Source organism: Mesorhizobium sp. P3_B5, from assembly GCF_056402815.1.
In genome coordinates, this window is record NZ_JBFUGR010000014.1 from 22,104 (window position 1) to 39,022 (window position 16,919).

Sequence of the window (16,919 nt, forward strand, 5' to 3'; positions counted from 1 at the left end):
TGGCTACGCGCCAAAAAATGTCATGATGCGCGCGGCGACAATAGCGCGGCAAATCACTCAAGGGGGTCTTTCTCATGCGCACGCGTCATGCCGTCATGCTTGCACTTTCCATGCTGTCAATTCCGGCCGTTTTCATACCGGTGCAGAAAGCCAGGGCGCTGGAACCTGACCGCTACACGGTCTATTGCGCCAACGATCACATCGAGGTTTCATTCTGGGATCTCGAGCAGATGAAGGTGCGGAACGGCTCCAATGTCTGCCAGTTCCAGAGCTACAGCAGCGCCTTGAATTTCGCCCAGAAGAATTTTGGTGGGGAAGGGGCGAGTTGTACCTCAGGTCTCTCAGGCTAGAGCTTGGCAGACATGCGCAGGCATACAGAGACCTCACCCTTCCAGCCGACCATCGATGTCGGTGAGAAGGTAAGTCCATACCTTCCGGCTTGGGGAACCCGTGTGAGCTGCCACTTCTGGTCGTACTCAGTGAACACATGCTTTTCATCATCGGGTAGGTCAGCCACGCGCCAAAAGACAGGCTCATGGTATTCCCAGGTGTTGCTATCTTCTTCTCTGTTTTCGGTGGTGGCGCCACGCATAGCCAGGAACACGAAGGTTCCGGGCTTTGCGACTTTGATTCTGAATTCGTAATCTTTCGAAATCGATGTCCAGCAACCGGTTTCCTTGTCGACCGTGATGGTGATCCAGGAGCTCGCCTGCGCTGGTCCGTGCACCCGCTCAGCGCACTGCGCCGCTACTGACCAATATGCGACGCGACCGACATCATGGCCTCAGAGTTCGGGTGGGCGCCCAAGCCGCCATCGAAAACCTCGGAGAACGTCCAGCGAACGACGCCGTTGCGGTCGAGCAGGAACTGGCCCATGAGCTGGCCCACGCCGGTCGCCATCATTTGCTGGTCCGCTTCAGTGATGTCGTAGTTGTCTTTTTTGTTCAGATATTCGAGCGTGGCAAACGGATCCATCGGCTCAGGCATTTCGCCCGGGACGTTGACCCGCATCGCCTTCACATCGTTCATTGAGACCTTGTGCGGCAATGCGCTCTCGCCCTCAGTTATTTGCATATTGGGCAATCCAAAGGCGCGGTGTGAAACGCGCTCCGGATCGGATGCGGCAAGCAAACCAACCATCGGATGGTACCGGAGATAAAGGCGCGCCCGCTCAATGGGCGTGTTCACCACCGTGAGGCTTTCGATGCCCTTTGCGTTAAGGGCTGGTGTAAGCAACGAAACCGTCGCAATATGACGCCTGCAAAACGGACAATGCAGACCTCGATACAGCCCAACCAGCACTGGCCTTTCGCCGCGGAAATCGTCGATAGCTATCTTGCCCTCGCGAGTAATTGCGTCGAGTACGAAATTGGGCGCTCGTTCGCCCAGTTGCAGAGGGCCTACGTCGGTGCGGTCGGACATGCCTGATCCTCCTCGCGGGTCAATCCAGTAACGGAAGCGCGGCGGTGCATTGTAGCACAGAGATGGCGGACGTTGGGGCGCTAACGCCTACCGTGACCCAAAACATGGTCAGCTGGGGTAGTGTGACAGGTATAGCCGCATACAAATGACCGGCGAGTTGTGCTTCCGGGAAAGGGTAGCCACTGCCGACAGCACCCTCGAAGCTTCTCAGAGCCCGGCCCCAAACGGCGATATCGGACGCACTCGCTTTGATCGGCTGCACTACTGCACCTGTCTTTCGAAGACCTTTGCGTAGCAGGATTTGTGGTTATTAGCACCCGCGCTACGCGCCCCCACAGCCACCCACCCAAAGTGGATGCGGCAGTGGAGCACCTGGGAGCGTCGAGTTTTTCCGGCCAAGATTCTCGGGTTGCGCGCCAGTTACGCGCCAGTGCCGATTTTCAGGGATTTCTCTGAAGGCCAAATCATCTAACCATTTCGTGAGGTTAGATGGTGGGCGATGCAGGGATTGAACCTGCGACCCCACCCGTGTGAAGGGTGTGCTCTCCCGCTGAGCTAATCGCCCGCTCGTTGCCCGAAGGCCAAGCGAGCCGCGATATAAGGGAGGCCGGCAGTTGAAGTCAAGGCGGTGTGCGGCGTTGCGAACAGGATCGGATTTGCCGTGCTTTCGACCCTGTTTGCGACGTGACGCTGCCCCTTGCCCGATCAGCGTCCCGCTGCGGCCTTGATCAGCCTCTCCGCCAGGTCGAGCGTCAGCGCGTCGAAATGCGAGATCACCGCCGACGGTTCGAATTCGCTGACATGGCGATCGGTGTAGCCGAAATCGACGGCGACCACCGGAATGCCGGCGGCTTTGGCGGTATCGATGTCGGTCTGCGAATCACCGACCATCAGCGCGCGATCGGGGTCGCCGCCGGCCAGCGCGATGGTTTCCGTGAGATGGCGCGGGTCGGGTTTGCGGAAGGCGAATGTGTCTTGTCCGGCAATTGCCGAAAAGTGTTTGGTCAGGCCGAGCGCCTCGATCAGCGCCACGGAATTGGCCTCGTATTTGTTGGTGCAGATAGCCAGGAGATAACCGGCCTTCTCGAATCGGGCGATGGCCTCGACGACGCCGGCGTAGGGGCGCGATTTGCCGGGAATGTTGTCGGTGTAGTGATCGAGAAACAGCTTTAGCAGCCGGTCATGTTCGTCCACCGCGAGCGATTTTTGCTGCGCGGTATGCGCGCGCTCGATCATCACCCGGCCGCCCTGGCCAACGAAGCGCTTGAAGCCGGCTTCGTCGACGGCCGCGAGTTCGCTGGCGGCAAGGCTGTGGTTGAGGCTGTCGAGCAGATCCGGCGCGGTGTCGACCAGCGTCCCGTCGAGGTCGAACACGATGATCGGTCGGGTCATAGCCTGTCCTGTGGCGAAATGCGTTGCCGGCAGGCGATAGCCCTTGCTGCCCATTCAGGCAAGCAGGCTTGCTCGGTCCACAGCCTTTGACCGGGCCGGCAAAAATGCTAGGAGCGCCCGAACAAACGGATTCCGGGGCAGGCATGGATGCGAGGCAACTGAAGGTCGAGGCTGCGCGGGCAGCGCTTGCCCATGTCACCGATGGCATGCGGCTTGGGATCGGTACGGGCACCACGGCCGAAGAGTTCGTGCGGCTGTTGGCGGAAAAGGTTGCCACCGGGCTGACCGTTGTCGGCGTGCCGACGTCTGAACGCACCGCCATCCTTTGCCGCGAGCTTGGCGTGCCGCTGTCGACGCTGGAGGAAACGCCGGAACTCGATCTCACGATCGACGGCGCCGACGAGGTCGACCCGGAGCTGACTCTAATCAAGGGCGGTGGCGGCGCACTGCTGCGCGAAAAGATCGTCGCGGCGGCGTCCCGGCGCATGATCGTCATTGCCGACCGCTCGAAAATGGTCGAGACGCTCGGCCGTTTTCCACTGCCGATCGAAGTCAATCAATTCGGCCTGCGCGCTACCGAAATCGCGGTAGGTGCCGCGGCGCAAAGCCTCGGTCTTTTCGGGCCCGTTACATTGAGGATGACGGGGAGCCAGCCTTTTGTTACAGACGGCGGCCATTTTATCCTCGATGCATCTTTTGGCCGCATTCCGGATACAAGAGCGCTTTCGAATGCTCTCCACACCATTCCTGGTGTGGTCGAGCACGGTCTTTTCATCGGGCTGGCGTCAGCGGCCATCATCGCCGGCGGCGACGGCATCCAAACCGTCCATGCCGCCCGAAAACCAGGGAGTTCTACCGATCATGATGTTGCATAACCGGGTTCGCAACCTTTCCGCCATTCTGATGGCTTCGGCTGTCTTTGCGTTTTCGTCGCCGGCGTTCTCGCAGGACGTCACCGAAGCACATCTGAAGGCCGCGCGCGCCGCAGTCGCTGCCATCCACGCAACGGACCCGTTCGACAACATCCTGCCGCAGGGCGCCGCCGCACTCGAGCAGCAGCTGATCCAGAAGAACCCTGACATGGAAGAGTTGATCACCAAGACGGTGGCCGAGAAGGCCCTGGCGCTGGCCTCGCGCCGCACCGATCTCGAGAAGGAAGCAGCACTCGCCTATGCCAAGGTGTTTTCCGAAAAGGAACTCACCGACATCGCCGCCTTCTACAATTCCGATGCCGGCAAGAAGCTGCTCGACAACGGCCCGATCGTGACGCGTGAACTGGTGAAGGCCGCCGACATCTGGCAGAACGGCGTCGGCCGCGATCTCGCCCAGCAGGTTGGTGAAACGCTGGCCGCGGCAGCCAAAGCCAAGGCGCCGGCGCCGGCTGACGCCACTGCGCCTGCGGATGGTGCGGCCCCGGCCGATGGCGCGGCTCCCGCCGATGGCGCAGCGCCCGCCAACTGATCCCCTTTTTCGAGCGGCGTTATCGTCACTGGACCAGAAAGCCCGGCTTTGTCCGGGCTTTTCTTTTGGAACTTTGCAGCCTACCTGTGGCGCAAGTTCATCGCGCTTCGGGAGCCTCGTCATGGCCGGTTACGACTACGATCTTTTCGTCATCGGCGGCGGTTCCGGCGGGGTGAGGGCGGCCCGTATCGCGGCGGCGCTTGGCAAGCGCGTCGGCATCGCCGAGGAATTCCGCTATGGCGGCACCTGCGTCATCCGCGGCTGCGTGCCGAAAAAGCTCTACGTCTATGCCTCGCAATTTCCCGAGCATTTTGCTGATGCCGCCGGCTATGGCTGGACGGTGCCCGAGGCGAGCTTCGACTGGCCGACACTGGTCGCCAACAAGGATCGCGAGATCAGCCGGCTGGAGGCGATCTACGAGAAGAACGTCAAGGGCGCCGGCGGCGACACATTCCATTCGCGTGCCATGCTGGTCGACAAGCATGTGGTGCATCTGCTGGGCGAGGACCGCACCGTCACCGCCGACCAGATCCTCATCGCCACCGGCGGCCGCCCGGCGCCGCATCCGGCACTGCCCGGTCATGAACACTGCATCTTTTCCAACGAAGCCTTTGACCTCAAGCAACTGCCGAAGGCGATCATGATCGAAGGCGGCGGTTATATCGCCGTAGAATTCGCCAACATCTTTCATGGCCTGGGCGTCGACACCACGCTCGTCTATCGCGGCAAGGAGATCCTCTCGCGCTTCGACATGGATCTGCGGCGCATGCTGCACGACACGATGGAAAAGAAGGGGATCAAGATCCTCTGCCACGCTGTCACAGAATGGATCCGCAAGCGCCCGGACGGCCGGCTCGATGCACTGGTCACCGGCGGCAGGATACTGACCGTCGACCAGGTCATGCTCGCCATCGGCCGCATTCCCAACACCGAAAACATGGGCCTGGAAGGCGTCGGCGTCGAGCTCGGCCAGACCGGCGCCATCAATGTCGACAAATATTCGCGCACCAACATCGACAACATCTGGGCGATCGGCGACGTCACCAACCGCGTGCAATTGACACCGGTGGCGATCCACGAGGCGATGTGTTTCATCGAGACCGCCTTCAAGGGCAATCCGACCGCGCCCGATCACGACACGATCGCCACCGCGGTCTTCTCGCAGCCGGAGATCGGCACCGTCGGCCTGTCGGAGGATGAGGCCGTCAAGCGCTTTGCCGAGATTGAAATCTACCGCGCCACCTTCCGGCCGATGCGCCACACGCTGTCGGGCCGCGACGAAAAGATGCTGATGAAGCTGGTGGTCGACGGTGCCTCGAAAAAGGTGCTCGGCGCCCATATCCTCGGGCCGGATGCCGGCGAGATGGCGCAGCTTCTCGCCATTCCGTTGAAGGCCGGGCTGACCAAGGGCGATTTCGACCGCACCATGGCCGTGCATCCGACGGCGGCGGAGGAACTCGTCACCATGTACAAGCCGACCTATCGGGTGAAGGACGGCGTGCGGGTCGATTGATTTAAAACGCTGAGGGTGTGTTGAGATTCAGGTCAGGCCGAGCCGAGAATGGTGGCTTTCGAGAACCGGAGCGGAGCGTACTAAAAGTACGCGAGCACCGACCTACGCCGGCCGTGGCCTTAATTACCGCCGCACTTGTAAGTGCTTCGGCCGGCGAGGGTCGGAAGCCCAGAAAACCGCCATTCGCAGGCCGGCATCACCTGAATATCAGCACACACCCTACAGCAGCGTGCCGCGCAGGATCACCATCGCCACCGAGAAATAGATCACCAGGCCGGTGACATCGACCAGCGTGGCGACGAACGGCGCCGATGCGCTGGCCGGGTCGAAGCCGATCCGTTTCAGCGCGAACGGCAGCATCGACCCCGACAGCGAGCCGAAGGTGACGATGCCGACCAGTGCCGCACCAACCGTGGTTGCGATCAGCAGCCAGTGCGGGCCGTAGTCGTAGAAGCCCATATATTGCCACAGCGAGATGCGGCAGATGCCGACCACGCCAAGCATGGCCCCCAGCACGAGGCCGGTGGGCAGCTCGCGCAGCGCCACCCGCCACCAGTCGCCAAGACCGATCTCGCGCAGCGCCAGCGCCCGGATGACCAGCGAGGTCGCCTGCGAGCCGGAATTGCCGCCGGAGCTCATGATCAGCGGGATGAACAGCGTCAGCACGATCGCCTTTTGCAGTTCGCCCTCATAGCTTTGCATGGCGTTGGCGGTCAGCATCTCTGAGATGAACAGTGCGCACAGCCAGCCGCCGCGTTTCTGGATCATGGCGAGAAAGCTCATCTTCATGTAGGGCTCGTCGAGCGCCTCCATGCCGCCGAAACGATGCACGTCCTCGGTCGTCTGCTCGACCATCGTATCGATGATGTCGTCGACGGTGACGATGCCGAGGATCTTGCCGTGGTCGACGACCGGAACGGCGAGCAGATCGTATTTCGAGATCAGCTGCGCCACGTTTTCGCGGTCGGTCAACGGTGAGACCATGACCGGCACGCGGTCCAGCGCGACGTCGATCACCAGGTCGTCCGGCTCGCCGGTGATCAGCCGGCGCAGGCCGGTCGAGCGCACCAGGACATGCGTCTCGGGGTCGACGATGTAGATGGCATAGATGGTCTCACGCGTCCGCTCCACCTTGCGGATGTAGTCCAGCGTGCGGGCCACGGTCCAATCCGCGGGAACGCTGACGAACTCCGTCGTCATCAGTGACGCAGCACTGCCTTCGGGGTAGCCCAGAATGGCAAGCAGGGTTGCCCGCAGCGGCGGCGCAAGCCCGCCGAGCAGCTCGGAGCGGGCCGACTCCTCCAGCTCGCGCAGCAGGTCGGCGGCGCGATCGACCGACATGGCGGTGAGCAGCTTGCCCGCCTTGGCGCGGGGCAACGCCTCGACAAGCTCGGGCGCAGCGTCGAGCTCCGGCTGGTCGAAGATTTCGACCAGCCGCTCGAACGGCACTTCACACAGCAGCTCTATCGCTGTTTCGTGAGGCTCCCGGTTCAGGGCCTCGACGACGTCGGCGACGTGGTCGTTTGCAAGGATACGGGCGATCGCGACGGCATCGTCGCCCGCTACGGGGGAAAATTCGTTCATGGTTCACTCCTTGCCATCCGGCAGGACGTGAACCGGTCAGGTCACGTCTAGGCGGACGGCTGTTGCGTTCGACTGTGACTGTCGCCAGGCATGGCGCGGTGACCTTTCTGCTCGCGGGCTAGCGCATGACCCCGAAAATCGGTTTCGATTTTCGGAAAGGATCATGCGCAAATGCAAAGTTTCTACAGCGTCCTTTGCGCGTCCGAAGTGACGCACGGCGCTGTAGGTTGGAATTCTGCGAGCCGGCGCAACATAGGAGCGCGTTTTGCCGAGTCAATCGCGATAGGGGCCGAAAACGCCAGCGAACCGGGCCAATCGCGAGACTGTGATCGCTGTCGGTGTATGGCAACCGCTCAAGGATAGTCTGCGGCGGCCAGAGCCCTTGGCGCCGCTGCTATTTCTGCTTCAGCCGCCGCGAGAATCGCAGCCATTTGTCCTCGGCCGGCCTTGGCTGGGCGAGAATGGTGGTGAGTTCGCGCGGCAGGTTCGGCACCAGCGGCTTCTTGGTGGCGACGCCGTCGGCGATCGACACCACGCTGTGGTAGAATTCGGCCCCCGACAGCGATCTCGGCGCCACCGCCTCATGCATGATGCTGATTACCGTGACATCGGGGCAATTGTCCTTGATCGCCTGGTGGAAAGCGATCTTGCCGTCGGGATCGAGGGCGCCGGTGGCTTCGTCGAGGAACAGCAGCCCCGGCTGCTGCAGCACGATACGTGCGACGACCAGCTTCTGTTTCTGGCCGCCGGAAAGAATCTGATCCCAGTTCTTCCCCTCGCGGTTTTCGTCGGCCATGTGTTCGATGAAATCGCCAAGACCGGCTTTGTGCAAGGCGGATGCGACCTGTGCGTCAGTGTGGTCGTATTCGGAGCCGGGCAGGCAGACCAGCTGCTTCAGCGAGACCTGCTGCAGTTTGACCTCCTGGGCGGCGAAGAAACTGCGCACACCGTCGGGGAAGACGATGGTGCCGCGGCCATAGGGCCACAGGCCGTTGATCGCCTTGATCAGCGAGGTCTTGCCGCAACCGGATTCGCCCTTGAGGAACGTCCACTCGCCGCGCCGGAAGCGCAGATTGGCAGCACTCAGGAACGGCGTGGCGTCTTCGCCCTGATGCGCCAGTTCGAGTTTCTGGATGGTCAGGCCGAAAACCGGGTTCTGGCGGTCGTAGCGGAAATCCGAACGTCCGGTCTGGCTGTAGAACTCCTGCGGATGCTGGACGTTTTCGATCGCATTGGCCAGTTCGGTGACACGCTGGCTGTTGGCCCGCAGCGTGGCGATGGCCGGCATGACATGGATGAACCAGGAACATTGACTGATCAGCGAATTGACCATCTCGGAGCCGGTTATGTAGCCCTTGAGGTCGAAGCCGTTGTGGATGAAGGGCACCAGGCCAGGTCCGTAGGCGACAATGCGGGCGCCGATGAAATTGTAGATCAGCTCGAACGAATTGTAGCTTGTGTTGACGATGTTCAGCCGCGCCCACGTGCGATCGATATCGACATAAAGCTGGCTGTGCATGGTCTTCTGCACATTCTCGCCGTGCGACGCGGCGACATGGAAACTGCGGCGCAGGAAGGTGATCAGCTCGCCGCGATAGCTGCCTTCGGACTGCTGCATCTTGACGTTGAGCCGTTCCAGCAACCTGCCCAGTTTGACCGCGATCCAGGTGTTCAGCGGCACATAGGTGGCGACCGCCACGAAGGCGAGGACCGCGCTGCCATAGCTGCCGAGGAACTCAAGTCCTTTTACTTCGACAGAGTTTGTCAGCAGCGCTCCGCCGACAAAGTAGAGCGAGGTGGCGACGCCCAGGACACCCATGGCAAGGCCGATGGCGCCGCCGGTCATGTCCTTGATCGATTCCTGGACGCGCTGGTCGATGTTGTCGGGAGCGGCGTTGCCGGACGAACCGTGCTGGGCATGGAAATGCGTGTGATTGGGGTCGAGCAGCGCTTCGTTGAACCGGCTGTCCAGCCAGCCGCGCCATTTGCGATGCAGCGTCGCGGAGACAAGGCTGCGGATGCCGGTAAAGCCCGCATCCTTGAGCACGACCAGCAGCACAAGGATGCCGGCATTGGTCAGCAGCGATTCAAGCGGCGCGGTGTTTGCTGCATCGTGGAAAAAGGCGATCGAGTTGACCAGTTCTCCCGATGCTTCGGCGAACCAGACCCCGGACTTGCTGGACAGCGCCGTGAGCAGCGCAATCACCAGCGTCAGTGTCCAGGCTTCCTTCCAGCGGTCCGAGAACCAGTAGGCCCGCATCAGCCCCCAGAAGGTCCGCATCGACGAAACCGGCGTCAGGGACGACGGCCTTGCGGCATCGCCAGGTGTTTTTTCAGGTACTGACTCTTGCGATGGTCTACCGACCCGAATCACGATCCCGCCCAAACCTTTTTTCTTTTGTTACGGATAGTAACACCAATTGATCATTTTCTATTAATTTTCTCCCGGCGACTGTGAACAGGCGCACGCAACGTTGCCGCTGGGCAACAGGTCCGGCTGCGGAGCCTGTATGCGGAAAGGAAATATTGCTATTTATTACAATGGGTTGAGCAGTGGTGAGGCGATCGTCTTTACCTTCCCTTGGGGAAGCTTTTCACACGGTTTTGTGAACCTCTCCGCCTTGCCGGTCAGCCAATTCTCCTCCTAAGGGCTGAGTGGCAAGCCCCCAAATTGGCTGTCTCCAACCACATCAGGAGTACCGTCGTGATCGCTGACCGGCAGCCCTATCTGCCTCGATTCGTTTCGGGCGAAGGGTTCCGGGCGTCTGGGCGATCCGCCAAATCGCACTTTCCCAGATGCACGCCAAACCGCGTTTGACAACGCTGCCATCCGGATCGAACCTGATGCGGCGCATCGGATTGAGGGGCTTCCATGTCTACACGAACATTTTCAGTCGCGACACTTGCTGCCTTGGCCTGGCTGCCTTTGGCGCATGCCGCCGAACAGTCCATTCCGGCGAGTGCCGAAGGGCAGGTCGAGTTCAACACCCCGTCAGGCAACATTGGCTGCATCTACACGCCCAAGGGCGGCACCAGCACCTATGAGCCCCAGGACGGTGGTCCGGAACTGAGTTGCTCGCGCGTCGAGCCAAGCTACATCACGGTTATCTTGGGACCGAAGGGACCAGCCATATTGATCAAGAACCCCGGCGAGCAAGGCTGCTGCAGCGATGTCGCCAAGCTGGCCTACGGAAACAGCTGGAGCAAGGGCCCGTTCAAGTGCGAGTCGTCAACTAGGGGGCTGACTTGCACCGGCTCCAACGGCCATGGCTTTTTCGTCAGCAAGGCCAAGGTGACGGTGAACTAGTTCAGCCGGTCTTTTCCAGTTCGCCCTTCGCCTTTGCCGCAGCAACCTGGCGGATGGCGTCCGCCAGCGTGTCGGCGTCCTGTGCTCCCATCACCGCATATTTGCCTTCCAGCAGGAAGCACGGCACGCCTGTGATGCCCATGCGTGAAGCAGTGGCGATTTCGGTGCGCACCGCGTCGACATCGGCGTCGGTCGGCAAAAGCGTCTCCACCACGGCGGCATCCATGCCGGCTTCGCGGGCGGCCTCGATCAGCACGGCATGATCGCCGATGTTGACGCCTTCCTCGAAATTGAGCTGGAACAGCCGGCGTACAAGCCGGTTCTGCACGGCCTCGCCGGCCGCACCCGCCCAGCGGATGACGCGATGCGCGTCCAGCGTGTTGGGCGCGACCTTGATGGCGTCGAAAGCGAAGTTGATTCCCTCCGCTTCGCCCAGCGGCTCGATGCGGGCATGGATTTCGCGGATGCGCTGCTCGCTGCCGAACTTGCCCAGCATATATTCGCGGCGATCCTTCCCTTCGGGCGGAATGGTCGGGTCGAGCTGGAATGGCCGCCAGCGTATATGCACATCGACATCGCCGGCGGCGGCAATCGCCTTGTCGAGCCGCTTCTGGCCGATGAAGCACCATGGGCAGACGACATCGGACACCACATCGACGGTGATCGAGTTCAGTTCGCTCATTGCTTGATCTCCTGTCGCGGAAGTTCAGTTCGCCTTGCGCCACCAACTTGGCAGTTCATAGCCGGCCAGGGGCGTCTTTTGCGGATGTTCCAGATAGTTCCAGTAGGCAATCCATTGCTGCGTGTTGTGCTGCATCGGCACCACATAGTTGCCCGAGATCAGCAGCCTGTCGAGGACGCGGACAGCAGCCACATAGTCTTCGCGGCTGCGGGCATTGAGCATTGCGTCCAGCGCAGCGTCCACCGCCGGGTCGGCAACGCCGGCAAGGTTGAAGGAGCCTTCCGCCTTAGCGGAAGCGGATCCCCAGCGCCCAAGCTGCTCGATGCCGGGCGACAGCGAGTTGTTGAAACCGCCCGAGCCGATGAGGACGTCGAAATCGAAACGCTGCTTGCGCGACTGGATCTGGTCGCCCTCGAGGCCACGGATACCGACTTCGATGCCGATTTTCTCCAGCGTGCGCTGATAGATGGCGGCAAGGCGTTCCTCGTCCTGCGAGGACGTCAGGATCTCGAACGCGAAAGGCTTCCCCTCGGGATCGAGCATCACGCCGTCCTGAACGGTGTAGCCCACGCTTTTCAGCAGATCGAAGGCGGCCTTCAGCACCTTGCGATCCTGGCCCGAGCCGTCGGTGACTGGCGGCCGGTACGTGCCGTCCATGACGTCGGCCGGAACGCGGCCGGGGTAGGGCGCCAGCAGGGCCTTTTCCCTGTCGTCAGCCGGATGGCCGAGCGCGGAAAGTTCCGAGTTCTGCCAAAAACTCATGGTGCGCGTGTATTTGCCTGCGAAGAGGTTCTTGTTGGCCCATTCGAAGTCGTAGAGCATGCCGAGCGCGCGCCGTACGGTGGGGTTGGAAAACTTCTGCAGCCTGGTGTTGAACAGGAACCCGGTGACGACAGGCGGAATACCGGTGTCGAAGGTCTCGGCGACCACATCGCCCTTGTGGAAGGCTGGGAAGTCGAGATCGCGCTCGCGCTTGACCGGATCGCTCTCGTCGTCGATGGCGCAGATGCCCTTCTTGAACGCCTCAAGCTTGGCGTTGGCGTTGAGGAAATATTCGATGGTGATCTGGTCGTAATTGTCGAAGCCGCGCTTGGAAGGAATGTCCTTGCCCCAATAATCCGGGTTGCGCTTGAACACGATGCGCTGGCCGGGCTGCACTTGCGCCACGGTGTAGGGCCCGCTGCCGATCAAGGGTTTCAGCGTTGTCTTGTCGAAGGTCTCCTTGTCGAAGGCGTGCTTGGGCAGGATCGGCGTCAGCGCGATGATCAATGGAGTCTCGCGGTTGGCCTTGTCGTTGAAGGTGAAGCGCACGCTGTGGTCGCCGGTCTTTTCGAGCTTGGCGATCAGGCTCATGCGCTGGCTGTAAGGCGGCCGACCCTTGTCGGTGTAGACGTCATAGGTGAACAGCACGTCTTCCGGCGTCACCGGCTGGCCGTCCGACCATTTGGCCTTGGGATCGAGGTGAAATTCGATGCTCTTGCGCTCGGGATCCATGTCGGCGCTGTCGGCGAGCAGGCCGTAGAGGCTGAAGGGCTCGTCGTCATTGCGCTTCATCAAGGGCTCGAAGACGAGATTGCCGTAGTTCTGGTCCATCATGCCGCGCGCCGTGGTGCGAAGGCTTTTGAGGATGAACGGGTTGAGATTGTCGAAGCTGCCGACGACGCAATAGGTGATGCTGCCGCCCTTCGGCGCGTCSGGATTGACGTATTTGAAATGCGTATAGTCSGSGGGCAGCGCTGGCTCGCCATGCATGGCGATCGCGTGCTTCGGTTCTGATGCGGCCGGCTGGAGCGAAAGGGTGAAAAACGAGAGGGCGGCGATCAGCCAAACAAGAACGCGGTCCATGACCGTCTCCTTACTGGGCGGCTTGATGATTCGCAGTGCACCCTAGAGCAAAGGATGGTCAAGTTGAACCATTCCGCCGGCCAATCGCACCGCCAAGAATTCCAGGCGCCGGGCTGGATTCGGCCGCACATGCAGTGTAACACGCCGTCCAAAGTCATCCTGTTGCCTCAATTCGGCAACAGGTAGCTGGACCGCACGGCACGAAAAAGCCGGTCCTGAGATCATTTGAGAGGAAGCGCACGACATGACGAGCCTGAACAGCAACGCGTACCGCCTGACGGTCATGGCCGCAGGTGTGGTCGGCTTTCTGGGCGCCGAACTTCCCGCCGCTTCCGCACAGCAACAGCAGATTCCACAGGGCTGGTTCAAGGCCTGCACCAAGCAGGAAGATGTCGACATCTGCAATGTCCAGAACATCACCACGGCCGGCAACGGCCAGCTGGTCACCGGCGTCAGCTTGATCGAACTGAAGGGCAAGGTGAACCGCAAGGTGTTCCAGGTAACGGTTCCGTCCGGTCGTCTCGTGCCTCCCGGCATCGGCCTGCAGATCGACGCCAACAAACCGGTGAAGCTCGACTACGTGGTCTGCTTCCCCGATCGCTGCGTCGCCGAAGTGCCGTTGACCGACCAACTCGTCCAGTCCTTCAAGAAAGGACAGGCGATCACGCTCACCTCGATCAATTTCCAGAGCCAGCCGAACCCGATCAAGGTTGCGCTCAGCGGCTTCAGCGGCGCCTTCGACGGCCCGCCGCTGCAGCAGTCCGACATCGAGGACCGGCAGAAGAAGCTCCAGGACTTCGTTGCAAAGAACAACCAGGATTTCGCCAAGAAGCTCAAGGACGAACAGGAGAAGGCGAAGGCCGCCAACTGATCGACCGACAGGCCAGGATTTAAGAAGAAAGCGGGGTCATGCCCCGCTTTTTTCGTTCCTGCCCATCTTAATGTCTGGCCGTATCAATGCTTGGATTGGCGTTTCGGCTCGTAGCGACCGTCCGGCCGCTTGTCGAACATCTCGCCGATCTGCGGATGCCGCACCGGCTCGCCCGACTGGTCCTCGAGCAGGTTCTGCTCGGACACATAGGCGATGTATTCCGTTTCCGAATTCTCGGCCAGCAGATGGTAGAAGGGCTGGTCCTTGCGTGGCCGCACATCCGCCGGGATCGCCTCGTACCATTCGTCGGTGTTGGCGAATTGCGGATCGACATCGAAGATCACGCCACGGAACGGAAACAGCCGGTGGCGAACCACCTGTCCGATCGAGAATTTGGCTGTCTTCATCTTACTCACCACTTAAGTCCTAGAGCGCTATGCGTCCTTTGGAAGGGTCAAAGACGCTCTAAGGCTTTGAATCTACGCAACACGCTGCCAAAAATCGAGCCCGACTTTAGGGCTGATTGCCAGTCCTATTTGGCGCAGACACCACATCAATTCAATCCCGACGCGATTGAGGCCTCGTTAAGCTACGCGCCGAATGGATCGAAAGTTTTGGCACAGGCCTGCTAGCGTCGGGCCGGCCTTCGCAAACCGCCGGCGAGGGCAGCAAAGCCGCTGCCGGGCCGCAGCCCCTCGCGCATGAAGAAGGCGCGCAGCGGCGCGAAACTGCCGAGCACGCCAAGGCCGGCGCTGCGCGCCATCTGGGCCGGGAGCATGTCCGAGAGCAGCGACATGTTGAGCAGATTGACCGCGCCGCTGCGCGCCAGAATGTCGGGCCGGCGTCTGGAATCGTAAGCCGCGAGCGCTGTCGCTGCTCCTGGATCAGAGCGATTTTCGCAAGCGATTCCAATCAGGTCGTCGATGTCCCTGATGCCGAGATTGAGGCCTTGGGCGCCAATCGGCGGAAACACATGCGCGGCCTCGCCGACCAGCGCCACCCGGTTCCGCGCGAAGCGCCCGGGCGACGCCGCCGAAAGCGGGTAGATTTGCCGGCCGGGTTCGACGGTCACGCGGCCGAGCATCGATTGCATCTGCTGTTCGACCCGCTGCGAGAGCGTGGCATCGTCGAGGGCTGCAAGCTCCTTCGCCGTCTCCGGCTTCACCACCCAGACCAGGCTGGAGCGGTTGCCGGGCAGCGGGACCTGCGTGAACGGGCCGGTTTCGGTGTGGAATTCGGTCGAGGTGAAGGCGTGCTCGCTGCGATGGCCGAAATTCAGCACCAGCGCCGCCTGCGGGTAAGAGCGCACGGATGCGTGAATACCCGCTGCCTCGCGCGCCGGCGACAGGCGCCCGTCGGCCGCGACCGCCAGCGACGCGGTAACCTCGCTGCCGTCGGCGAGGGCGGCATGGGCACTGTCGGCGTCGAGGCGCCATGTCTGCACCATCGATTTTCGCCACTCGATGCCGGCATGGGCGGCAACCGCCTTGGCAAGTGCCGGATTGAGAACGCTGTTGGGCAGATTGAGCCCGAACTGCTCCTCGTCGATTTCCGTGGCGCGAAAGGTGACCACCGGGCTGCGGATCAGCCGGCTGGTTGCATCGATGATGCGCATCACCTTCAACGGCGCCGCCTTGGGCCTGATATCCGCAAGGACGTCCAATCGCTCGAGGATTTTCAGGGCCGGGTTCATCAAAGCGGTGGTGCGGCCATCGGGGCCGCCTGCCTCAGGTCCGACGAGCGTGACGGGAAAGCCAGCCTCGGCAAAGCCGAGCGCCGCGATCAGCCCTGCCGGGCCGCCGCCGGCAACCAGTATCCGCGCTGTCTGCTGATGGTCCAAATTCGGTTTCCGCATCACGATGCAGGCACGTTCGGCCTGCTGATGGATATAGGTCAGATCATGCGGCTTGATCAACGCGGCGATTCGGCTCATTCGATTGCCATGACCGGCCAGGATCATGATTTCAGCCATCTCGACCGTGCCGGTCGCGCCACGGCGGGCGTTGCGCGCAATCCGCGGCTGGCGATCAACATCATCCTCGGCGCGGGCATCCTGCTTGCCTGGCTGCTGCTCGGCAGCATCGCGATCCGCAGCGCCGAAAGCCGGGTCCCAGGCACCGATGCACCAGGCGATTCCATGCTGAGATACCTGCCGCATCTGCCGCTGCCCGATTTCCTCGATCGATTCTTCGCGCTTTGCCTTACGCCTGCGACGCTTGATGGAACTGTCGGCACAAGGGCGCTGGCGCTCATTGCCATGTGGTTCCTGATGGCTGTCGCGACCATGCTGCCGTCGGCGGCGCCGATGATCCGAATTTATTGCGAGATCGCCGACACGGCGCGGATCAAGGGCGAACCGGTCGTCCATCCGCTTGTTCTGGTCGCCGGCTACCTCGGCACATGGCTGGTCGCCGCAGCAGGCTTCGCGGCTCTGACGCTTGCCGTCCATGCTTTCGCCACGTCAGTGCAATTGCTGGCTCCAGTGGTTGGGCTTGCCGGAGCGGCCGCCCTGCTGGTTGCTGGCCTCTACCAGTTCAGCGGTCTCAAGGAGGCCTGCCTGACGAAATGCAAAAATCCGTTCTCGATCCTGTTCGCGAACTGGAGTGCCAAGCCTGTGCGCATTTTCCAACTCGGCCTGCAGCAAGGCGTGTGGTGCCTCGGCTGCTGCTGGGCGCTGATGCTGGTGATGTTCGCCGTCGGCACCATGAACGTGTTCTGGATGGCACTCATCGGCCTGTTCACCCTGATCGAAAAACAAACGGCGGGCAGGCTTCCAACCCGGCTGGCCGGTGCGATACTGCTTGTCTGGGCCGCCGCCCTGCTAGTAGTCTCGGCGTAGGGG

The 16,919-nt window shown here is 61.6% G+C and carries 16 protein-coding genes and 1 tRNA gene; 7 read left to right on the top strand and 10 right to left on the bottom strand.

Features of this window, described 5'->3' with window-relative positions:
- Positions 1–74: 74 nt before the first annotated feature.
- Positions 75–350 (top strand): hypothetical protein, encoded by a 276-nt coding sequence (locus AC1DVW_RS25415; protein WP_477326776.1) that lies wholly within the window; start codon positions 75–77, stop codon positions 348–350.
- Here AC1DVW_RS25415 and AC1DVW_RS25420 read toward each other — a convergent pair.
- The 4 genes from AC1DVW_RS25420 to AC1DVW_RS25435 form a co-directional block, all read right to left on the bottom strand.
- On the bottom strand, positions 347–727 hold the full coding sequence (locus AC1DVW_RS25420) for a hypothetical protein (protein ID WP_477326778.1): 381 nt from the start codon (positions 725–727) through the stop codon (positions 347–349). The two genes, AC1DVW_RS25415 and AC1DVW_RS25420, sit on opposite strands and share 4 nt — an antisense overlap.
- Positions 728–747: 20 nt before the next feature.
- The gene (locus tag AC1DVW_RS25425) at positions 748–1,422 is read right to left on the bottom strand and encodes a peroxiredoxin-like family protein (RefSeq protein WP_477246972.1); all 675 of its coding nucleotides are present in this window, start codon (positions 1,420–1,422) and stop codon (positions 748–750) included.
- A 490-nt stretch (positions 1,423–1,912) separates the two neighbouring features.
- Positions 1,913–1,987 (bottom strand) — tRNA-Val (locus AC1DVW_RS25430).
- A gap of 140 nt (positions 1,988–2,127) precedes the next feature.
- A complete protein-coding gene (locus AC1DVW_RS25435) occupies positions 2,128–2,814 on the bottom strand; it encodes a phosphoglycolate phosphatase (protein ID WP_477326780.1) in 687 nt (228 codons plus the stop codon).
- Between the two features lie 143 nt (positions 2,815–2,957).
- On the opposite strand from AC1DVW_RS25435, the gene rpiA reads away from it, so the two are divergent.
- The 3 genes from rpiA (at position 2,958) to gor (ending at position 5,788) form a co-directional block, all read left to right on the top strand.
- On the top strand, positions 2,958–3,689 hold the full coding sequence (gene rpiA / locus AC1DVW_RS25440) for a ribose-5-phosphate isomerase RpiA (protein WP_477326782.1): 732 nt from the start codon (positions 2,958–2,960) through the stop codon (positions 3,687–3,689).
- A complete protein-coding gene (locus AC1DVW_RS25445; protein WP_477246967.1) occupies positions 3,676–4,275 on the top strand; it encodes a DUF2059 domain-containing protein in 600 nt (199 codons plus the stop codon). Before rpiA ends, AC1DVW_RS25445 begins: the two co-directional genes overlap by 14 nt.
- 121 nt (positions 4,276–4,396) lie before the next feature.
- Entirely contained in the window at positions 4,397–5,788 is a 1,392-nt protein-coding gene (gor, locus tag AC1DVW_RS25450; RefSeq protein WP_477326784.1) for a glutathione-disulfide reductase, read from the top strand.
- 219 nt (positions 5,789–6,007) lie between these two features.
- Here gor and mgtE read toward each other — a convergent pair whose 3' ends face one another.
- Positions 6,008–7,372, bottom strand: coding sequence for a magnesium transporter (gene mgtE / locus AC1DVW_RS25455; RefSeq protein WP_477326786.1), 1,365 nt, complete (start codon positions 7,370–7,372; stop codon positions 6,008–6,010).
- A 394-nt stretch (positions 7,373–7,766) separates the two neighbouring features.
- Positions 7,767–9,653 carry an ABC transporter ATP-binding protein/permease gene (locus AC1DVW_RS25460; protein WP_477326788.1) on the bottom strand — a complete coding sequence of 629 codons (1,887 nt, stop codon included), beginning with the start codon at positions 9,651–9,653 and terminating at the stop codon, positions 7,767–7,769.
- Positions 9,654–10,244: 591 nt separating this feature from the next.
- On the opposite strand from AC1DVW_RS25460, the gene AC1DVW_RS25465 reads away from it, so the two are divergent.
- Positions 10,245–10,679, top strand: a complete 435-nt coding sequence (locus AC1DVW_RS25465; RefSeq protein ID WP_477246959.1) for a hypothetical protein — start codon at positions 10,245–10,247, stop codon at positions 10,677–10,679.
- A gap of 1 nt (position 10,680) precedes the next feature.
- Here AC1DVW_RS25465 and AC1DVW_RS25470 read toward each other — a convergent pair whose 3' ends face one another.
- Positions 10,681–11,361: a DsbA family oxidoreductase gene (locus AC1DVW_RS25470; protein ID WP_477326790.1), complete on the bottom strand. Its 681-nt coding sequence runs from the start codon at positions 11,359–11,361 to the stop codon at positions 10,681–10,683.
- 24 nt (positions 11,362–11,385) lie between these two features.
- Positions 11,386–13,206 carry an extracellular solute-binding protein gene (locus tag AC1DVW_RS25475; RefSeq protein WP_477326792.1) on the bottom strand — a complete coding sequence of 607 codons (1,821 nt, stop codon included), beginning with the start codon at positions 13,204–13,206 and terminating at the stop codon, positions 11,386–11,388.
- Between the two features lie 244 nt (positions 13,207–13,450).
- On the opposite strand from AC1DVW_RS25475, the gene AC1DVW_RS25480 reads away from it, so the two are divergent.
- Positions 13,451–14,077 (top strand): invasion associated locus B family protein, encoded by a 627-nt coding sequence (locus tag AC1DVW_RS25480; RefSeq protein WP_477246953.1) that lies wholly within the window; start codon positions 13,451–13,453, stop codon positions 14,075–14,077.
- Positions 14,078–14,160: 83 nt separating this feature from the next.
- Here the strand turns inward: AC1DVW_RS25480 and hspQ are convergent, their stop codons facing one another.
- A complete protein-coding gene (gene hspQ, locus AC1DVW_RS25485; protein WP_477246952.1) occupies positions 14,161–14,484 on the bottom strand; it encodes a heat shock protein HspQ in 324 nt (107 codons plus the stop codon).
- 221 nt (positions 14,485–14,705) lie between these two features.
- Positions 14,706–15,917 (bottom strand): UbiH/UbiF family hydroxylase, encoded by a 1,212-nt coding sequence (locus tag AC1DVW_RS25490; protein ID WP_477326870.1) that lies wholly within the window; start codon positions 15,915–15,917, stop codon positions 14,706–14,708.
- A 60-nt stretch (positions 15,918–15,977) separates the two neighbouring features.
- Between AC1DVW_RS25490 and AC1DVW_RS25495 the strand changes: the two genes are divergently transcribed.
- The gene (locus AC1DVW_RS25495; protein ID WP_477246950.1) at positions 15,978–16,916 is read left to right on the top strand and encodes a DUF2182 domain-containing protein; all 939 of its coding nucleotides are present in this window, start codon (positions 15,978–15,980) and stop codon (positions 16,914–16,916) included.
- Positions 16,917–16,919: the final 3 nt, after the last annotated feature.